Genomic DNA, 7,241 nt, shown 5'->3' with positions numbered 1-7,241 from the left:
GTCCTGGAAACCCGATTCTCTCGGATTCCACTGGCGAACCGCCGCCTTCAACCTTCAACTACGCCTGGGACATTGCCTCTTGGCCGCCCGCGGCATACCAAGCATGGGTTTAGCCAGGCTAGTCAACATCTCTTGTCCCCGTCATGCCTAGTGTGAAACGCCATCTTGCCGAAGCACTTTCGACACCGTCATCCAGATTATCTTCAAATCAAACCAGAAAGACTTGCGGCAAAGGTACTCCACGTCCAATTTGACTTTCTCCGGGATAGGAAGCTCGTCGCGCCCATTTACCTGTGCCCAGCCAGTCAACCCGGGTAGCAGTTCGTGCACGCCTTGCTCGGTACGCAATTGAATCAAATCCTCCTGATTAAACAAAGCTGGACGTGGGCCTACAAAACTCATATTTCCGACAAGGATGCTCCACAATTGAGGCAGCTCGTCGAGACTGCTTCGGCGCAAGAACGACCCGATCGGCGTTAGCAGCGCGCTGGGGTCGGGCAACAAATGTGTGGCCACAATAGGCGCTCCCACCCGCATGGTACGGAATTTCGGCATGCGGAAAATCCGATTACCCCGGCCTACGCGGTCGGACCAGTAAAGGGCAGGACCCGGCGAAGTCCGGCGGACAGCAAGGAAAACAATAAAGGTCGGCAGCGCCAGCAATAGCGACAGCAACAAGGCCAAGCAAAAATCGAATAGGCGTTTCACAGGAGAATGGAGAATTTGTTATTTACTAACGGCATCAGACAGTTCGAAAGGCAGCTCTGCGGGCTGGAAGCCAAGAATCTTCCGTACAAGGGAATCATTTACCTGCAACCATCCCGACAACTGTTCATATGCGGCACTCTGGCCCGCGAATTTTGCCGCGGTACGCAAAAGCGGCTGCCAAACTGGGAATAAGTGGACAGGCCGATGCAACGCTAGGGCGACGCGCCGCAGGATCTCCGGGGTAGAATAATCGTAGGCGTCTCGCACATGAAACACATGTCCAGCAGCTTGCGGCTTAGTGATGCACGCGCACAATACGCTGGATAGGTTATCCACATGAATCAGACTGCGCTGATTAGAAATGTTGCTTAGCGGCAACGGAATTCCCGCGTTCACCCAGCGAGCTAGCCGCGCCATATTGCCGGGGGCTCCCTTGCCATACACCAGCGGTGGACGCACAATCACAAGTTCCGCACCGCATTGCCCGGCCAGAATCGCAAGTTCGCCCTCAGCTTTCAGCTTCGATTTTCCATACGGTGTCGTAGGCCGGCACGCACTGTTTTCGTGCAGCGGCTCGCCCGGGACGCTGTAATTCGCCACGGCCCCAACAGAACTGACGAATACAAACCGGCGCACCCCGCTTTCAAAAGCCGCTTTCGCTAGGCGGCGAGTCCAGTCGACATTCACCTTCTCGAACTGGGCTTCATGGTCCGCTGGTGCCTTCCCAAGCACGTGGGCCCGCCCGGCCAGATGGCAGACAACGTCCACACCCGCCATCGCCATGCGCAAGGCCACATCGTCCGCTATGTCCGGGAGGTTGCTAACTTCGAAACGCGGGTCCGCCACAGGTCTACGGGTTAGCAGGCGCAAATGCCCCCCGCCTTCCAGCAGATCGCGTACCACCCTTTGGCCGACGAAGCCCGTGCCGCCCGTCACCAACACCCTGCTCGTATCCATGGCTTCTTAAAATTGACGATACTTGAGCAAGCCTCTCAGCGCATACTGGCCGAAGTACCAAGCCGACTTCAGCACGCTGAGTTTTTCCAGCTCCCGATATGCTCGCCAGACATGCATGGCAGAGCGCCGCTTGTTACGCGACACCGATTGGCTCAGAACGCGATAGCGCATCAGATCCTCATCCAGTCCGTATGCTATACGTCCCGGCTTTAGTATCTGCAGCCAGCAATCGAAATCGTCATAGTAGGTTTTTCGCATGCGCAAGTCACCCACCTCGGTGCGGTTGACGAGCACCGTAGAGGTAGCGATTGCCGTATTACCCAACAAGGCGTGGTACGACAACGTCCGTGGCACATGGACCTGCTTGCCCGTACGCACCCCGTCGGCAGACATACGGCGGAATCCGGTATAAGTCAGCGCGGAGCCGTTCGCCCTAGCGTACGCCATTGTACGCTCCAGCTTCTCGGGCAACCAGACGTCGTCGCTATCCAGAAAAGCGATCCAGCCACCGGTTGCGTGGGCAAGAGCCTCGTTACGTGCCATCGCTGGACCGCCGTTCGCTGGCATGCTTACCAGCTTTATCCTGGGGTCTTTTTTCTCCCATTCCCGAATTACGTCACGGGTATTGTCGGGCGAACAGTCCTCCGCGATCAGCATTTCCCAGTCGGAATATGTCTGACCGAGTACCGACTCTATTGTCTCTCCAATAATCTGCGCCGCTTTATAGGCAGGCGTAATGATGGAAACTCTATGAGCATTCACGACTGGCATGGGGTCACGCCGCTCCGCTCGGTTCAACCGCAAGCAACTTATCGAAATAGACGATTGTTTTAACTAGACCAGCTTCCAACTCAATCGTTGGAGCCCACCCCAACTGTTCGCGCGCCAAAGAAATATCGGGCTGCCGTTGCTGCGGGTCGTCTTGCGGCAGTGGCTTAAAAACCAGCTTGGAGGACGAGCCAGTCAGTTCCAGCACCTTCTCGGCCAGCTGGCGAATAGTAAACTCCCCAGGATTCCCCAGGTTCACCGGGCCAGTTAAGGTGTCTGGTGAATTCATTAGCCGGATAAACCCTTCCACCAGATCGTCCACATAGCAAAAGCTGCGAGTCTGCCGGCCTTCACCATAAATAGTAATATCCGTACCCTTCAACGCCTGCACGATAAAATTGCTGACCACACGACCATCATTGGGATGCATACGGGGGCCGTAGGTGTTAAAAATACGAGCCACTTTGATATCTAAAGCGTGCTGACGGTGATAATCGAAAAACAGTGTTTCTGCACAGCGTTTACCTTCGTCGTAGCACGATCGGATACCAATTGGATTAACACGCCCCCAGTAACTTTCATTCTGCGGATGCACTTCCGGATCACCATAAACCTCACTGGTCGATGCCTGGAAAATCTTTGCCTTGAGGCGTTTAGCCAAACCTAGCATGTTGATCGCGCCGTGTACGCTGGTCTTCAATGTCTGAACCGGATCAAACTGGTAGTGGACCGGAGAGGCGGGGCATGCCAAATTGTAGATCTCGTCGACCTCCACATATAGTGGAATGGTCACGTCGTGACGCAATAATTCAAAATACGGATTGGAAAAAAGATGAACAATATTCTGCTTCGATCCGGTAAAAAAATTGTCGACGCATAAAACTTCATTACCCTGCGCCAAAAGACGCTCACACAAGTGCGACCCAAGAAAGCCAGATCCACCAGTAACCAGTATTTTTTTCACATCAACCCCACAGATTCAATAACTAGATGGCTTGCCGCTTGGGCGAGAGTACGCTGCCAATAGCGTACTGTGCCGCGACAGGACGTACCAAAGCACGATAAATATTCCGAACCGCCATACACCCAAGCCGTTATAGATATAATTGTCGATGCCGGATACCAATACAACCATCACCATATAAACCACGAATCCAGACGCCAGATTATTTATTTTGCCGCTCAGCAAGTAAATAAGCAGCAGCAAAATTAAAATCAAGGCGCCACCAAATCCAAAATCCAACAACAGCGATGCATAGAGAGTCTGATAAGTTCCGGCTCGCGGGTTTATCCCCTGAATTGCCTCCTGAATGGCTTGGCGGTTACAGCCAAGAACGAGACACACTTGATCCTCAAAGTACAGAGCAGATCCAAGAATATGCAAAGACGCATCAGACAGTACGGCACCGAATTCTGCCATCGAGTGCGTTAAATACTGGGTCAGGTAAATCATAGGAAGCAGCGAGGGAAACATCTCTTCGACTGATGACACGACATCAGACCGAGCCGGCATATTGTCGAAAATCCATGAATATTTAATTGTGGCACCCCAGTCCCAGCCTACCGTCATTACGTCAAGCGAACGCCCCCGCGTCTGATAGTCGACCAACACCACCATCAAAACCATTAATCCGGCCATCATACAGATTGGTCCAAATCGAAAAAAACGAATGCGCAGCATCAACAGATGGAAAAGCAGTACAAATAAAGGTGCATTCCGAGTACCTATAATGATGAAATCCACCGCAACAACGACTAACATTAATGCGACATAGCCGTAGTATTTTTTTCTCGGAATATCAATAAATGCGAGAAGTATGCACAGCGGATAAAACAATATCGAGAATGCAGAGTACCACCCTCCCCCACCAACGGAGGCATCCAATCGCGTCAAATACAGTCCCTTTTCCAGATATACGAAAATATAAGGTGCTCGACTGCATACCAATGTAACGCTAGCAGCGATTAGAAACAACCATTTGAATATCCGCACATTAAACATCGGCCATTCGACGCCACCGCCCATTCGGAGGTAGATAAGCAACAGCAGTGTGGTACCGAGTATCACCGTCCCTTCCCACACCAGAAGGCTGCGAATATCGAAATCGGCTATGACAGTGATGTGCAATAGTTGCACCAGGCCAAGAAGTGCGTACAGGACAGACGCCCTCATAACAAAGGTCTTCGGCGTTACCACTAAGGCGCTCGCGTTCATGCCACCGTCCCTCGGCTGTCCTTATTTATAGCCGAAATCATGTGGATGATCCCATATGCAGCACGTTTCGTGCTCTCAGCTTGACCATGCAGCACAAGAGCGCTCCGCCTCCGACCACAAATGTCAGCGCCAAGCCGTAGGCCGCGCCAGCGGCTCCCCAATTAGATACGAATACATATAGACACAAGAAATTGAATATAGCCATACCGACGTTAACATAAGCCACTACGGCAGTTTGCCGCATAAAAACCAAGACAGCGGAAATCATGTTGAACATACCGGCACAGGCTGTCGCCAGTAGACACGGAAACAAGAATACTCGAGCCGACGAGAAATCTTTGGAGGTGAGGTAGGGCATCAAAAATCCGAGCATTCCCGGTAGAATCAAAATCAAAATGCACATGCCAAGGAAGATGGCGAACAAGCGGGCCACGATCTTTCTTATTGCTTTTCCATCCACACTGCCCAAACGCGTAAATACCCACGATTCCCACGCCGGCAGGACGGCGCTAAATACCAGACCGGCCGCAGCAGCCAGCTGCAGCGCGACACTGTACAGCCCCAGCTCGTGCGCACCGTTGAACTCAGCAATGAACATGCGGTCGGAAACCATGAATACATAACTCATCAATCCGCTGGGCAGCAACGGAAGGCTGAAACGCAGCATTTTTTTCATTAAGGTAGGATCAAACGCCCAACGAAGCTGATATTGGTTACGCAGATAGTAAATGGCCAGCGGAAACGCGACCAAGGCGGCGATCCACTCCCCCCAAGCTCTGGCCCGCCAATCAGCGCCCATCCGGAGTATAAATAATATAGCTAGGCCATACGATAGTATATTCCCCGCCAACCCCCAAATGCCGAAGGGGAGCGCTCGGTTCGTAATCTGCCACAGATGATGCAAAACTATTGCGCTAAATCGGAAGTACACCAGAAGCACAATCAAAAACAGCCATTGCCATGCAATGCCATAAAAGGTATCGAAAAATGGCCACAACAAAAGGACAAGCAAGGCATAAGGCACAAGCATAATCGTCGAAAACACAATTGCACTACTAAGGTACGGCGAGAACTTCTGGGGTGCTTCTACGTACTCCCGCTTCAAGGCCATGTTCAGTTCTAGCCGGAACGCGTTGCCAGCGAACATACTCACAATGGTGAATATCGTGAACAGGCCATAGTCCGCCGGCGTCAGATAGCGAGTGAGGACAGGCATCGCCATAATAGGCACAATCGCCGACAAGACATTGAAGATCAGATAAATCGATACGCTTCTAAAGTACACGCGTGTCCCTTTAGCCTTACCTGGCCGGGCCGGAGTATGCGACCAGAAAGCGCTCAAATTCGGCGCAATAGCTGCCATCGGTAGGGACATGGATGTATTCATCAATGAACGCCCGCACGAATTCGACCGGAATAGGCGGTGTTTCGCCTTGCACGCTTGCGGCGATTGCCGCCAGCAGCTCGCCTGGCGTGCGAGCGAACCCCAGTACACGGGAAACATTCTCGCGGTCCGACGGATACATGACTAAGTCGCCGCAATCCATACACTCACCCCATGCTGGACTCACCGAATTGGCCCGCGCCATCACAGCTTCCACCAACGATAGCGAGTTGTAGTTTATGACCAAGCGCGACTTGGGAAGCACATCGAAAAGATTCAGCTCATGGTCACAACGTGCGGCGCTATGCAGGTTCATTTTGGCCATCATCTTATGAACGGCTACCGTGTCGCCTACATCTTTCGTCTTAATCACGAATTCCACCCCTGCGCCCCCATGCACCACTGCGGCCTCGCAAAATAGCTGCAGAACCTCCTTGAATGTGCTGTCGGCGTAGTACCCTTCAGTAAAAGTCAGTAACGTAATCAAGGGCCGATCATTGATCGGCAACGAAGTATCTACGTCCTGCCATGCATCGTAGCGAGGGAGCCCAGTAATTGTTATTTGGTCCGGCCGGCAGATTGTGCCCACGGCCATCGTGACGTCTCGAGTAGAACGCCCCGCGACCGCGATCGCCGAGCCCTCAAACCTGTATTCGGATTCGCGATACCAACGAATCACCTCCGTACACACCTTTGGAATAATGGGGTGCTCTCGAGAAAGCACTAGAAACGGAATCGCTAGTTCCTTAGCGACCTGTTTAAAACCATTGTCCTGCCAATAGTCAAAATTGGCCGATAAAATCGCGTTCACAGGCCGTTTTCGGCTGACTAGGCGGACGAGGTGACGCGCATACGCGACGCTCTGGCGCAACGCACGGGGGTTATCGGCAACGTGGCGTTGATAGAAGGTCTGTATCTGCATAGAAGCGGGCGTCCATACCATCTGGAAGCGCGTGAATCCCCCCATCACCATCGGATAGTTAAAAGACGAACGCTTACGCAACTCAGCCACATCCTTCACAAAGGACTCTCGGGACAAACATAGAACCGTCCTGTCCTTGTCCATCCGCCCCCAATCGATGCTCAGATAACTCAAATACGCGGCGACTCTGGGGCCGCCCAGCCTTACCATCGTTGACGACAGCCACGGCCACAGGTGCGACATAGCGCCATAACGCAAGGAATGCAGAATTTTCTTCATTCTTATCT

The 7,241-nt window shown here is 52.5% G+C and carries 7 protein-coding genes; all 7 read right to left on the bottom strand.

The window, feature by feature from the left end:
- Positions 1–147: 147 nt before the first annotated feature.
- The 7 genes from AVE30378_RS18620 to AVE30378_RS32595 are packed head-to-tail and all read right to left on the bottom strand — an operon-like array spanning position 148 to position 7,233.
- On the bottom strand, positions 148–708 hold the full coding sequence (locus tag AVE30378_RS18620; RefSeq protein ID WP_129242334.1) for a sugar transferase: 561 nt from the start codon (positions 706–708) through the stop codon (positions 148–150).
- Between the two features lie 18 nt (positions 709–726).
- On the bottom strand, positions 727–1,665 hold the full coding sequence (locus tag AVE30378_RS18615) for an NAD-dependent epimerase/dehydratase family protein (protein ID WP_129242333.1): 939 nt from the start codon (positions 1,663–1,665) through the stop codon (positions 727–729).
- Between the two features lie 6 nt (positions 1,666–1,671).
- On the bottom strand, positions 1,672–2,436 hold the full coding sequence (locus tag AVE30378_RS18610) for a glycosyltransferase family 2 protein (protein WP_129242332.1): 765 nt from the start codon (positions 2,434–2,436) through the stop codon (positions 1,672–1,674).
- Between the two features lie 4 nt (positions 2,437–2,440).
- Entirely contained in the window at positions 2,441–3,397 is a 957-nt protein-coding gene (locus AVE30378_RS18605) for a UDP-glucuronic acid decarboxylase family protein (protein WP_129242331.1), read from the bottom strand.
- 15 nt (positions 3,398–3,412) lie between these two features.
- Entirely contained in the window at positions 3,413–4,648 is a 1,236-nt protein-coding gene (locus AVE30378_RS18600) for a hypothetical protein (RefSeq protein WP_129242330.1), read from the bottom strand.
- A gap of 37 nt (positions 4,649–4,685) precedes the next feature.
- Positions 4,686–6,023 carry a lipopolysaccharide biosynthesis protein gene (locus tag AVE30378_RS18595; protein WP_165360232.1) on the bottom strand — a complete coding sequence of 446 codons (1,338 nt, stop codon included), beginning with the start codon at positions 6,021–6,023 and terminating at the stop codon, positions 4,686–4,688.
- Positions 5,950–7,233 (bottom strand): hypothetical protein, encoded by a 1,284-nt coding sequence (locus AVE30378_RS32595; protein WP_165360231.1) that lies wholly within the window; start codon positions 7,231–7,233, stop codon positions 5,950–5,952. Before AVE30378_RS32595 ends, AVE30378_RS18595 begins: the two co-directional genes overlap by 74 nt.
- Between the last annotated feature and the right edge of the window lie 8 nt (positions 7,234–7,241).

Source organism: Achromobacter veterisilvae, assembly GCF_900496975.1.
In the GTDB taxonomy this organism is placed as follows: Bacteria; Pseudomonadota; Gammaproteobacteria; order Burkholderiales; family Burkholderiaceae_B; genus Achromobacter; species Achromobacter veterisilvae.
The sequence above is the reverse complement of the archived record's forward strand: the minus strand, read 5'-3'. Positions and strand labels throughout refer to the sequence as shown.

Bases quoted from the DNA above. Each gene is read 5' to 3' on its own strand.
- AVE30378_RS32595 (WP_165360231.1), bottom strand. From the start codon at position 7,233: ATGAAGAAAATTCTGCATTCCTTGCGTTATGGCGCTATGTCGCACCTG.
- AVE30378_RS18595 (WP_165360232.1), bottom strand. From the start codon at position 6,023: ATGTCCCTACCGATGGCAGCTATTGCGCCGAATTTGAGCGCTTTCTGG.
- AVE30378_RS18615 (WP_129242333.1), bottom strand. From the start codon at position 1,665: ATGGATACGAGCAGGGTGTTGGTGACGGGCGGCACGGGCTTCGTCGGC.
- AVE30378_RS18610 (WP_129242332.1), bottom strand. From the start codon at position 2,436: ATGCCAGTCGTGAATGCTCATAGAGTTTCCATCATTACGCCTGCCTAT.
- AVE30378_RS18600 (WP_129242330.1), bottom strand. From the start codon at position 4,648: ATGAACGCGAGCGCCTTAGTGGTAACGCCGAAGACCTTTGTTATGAGG.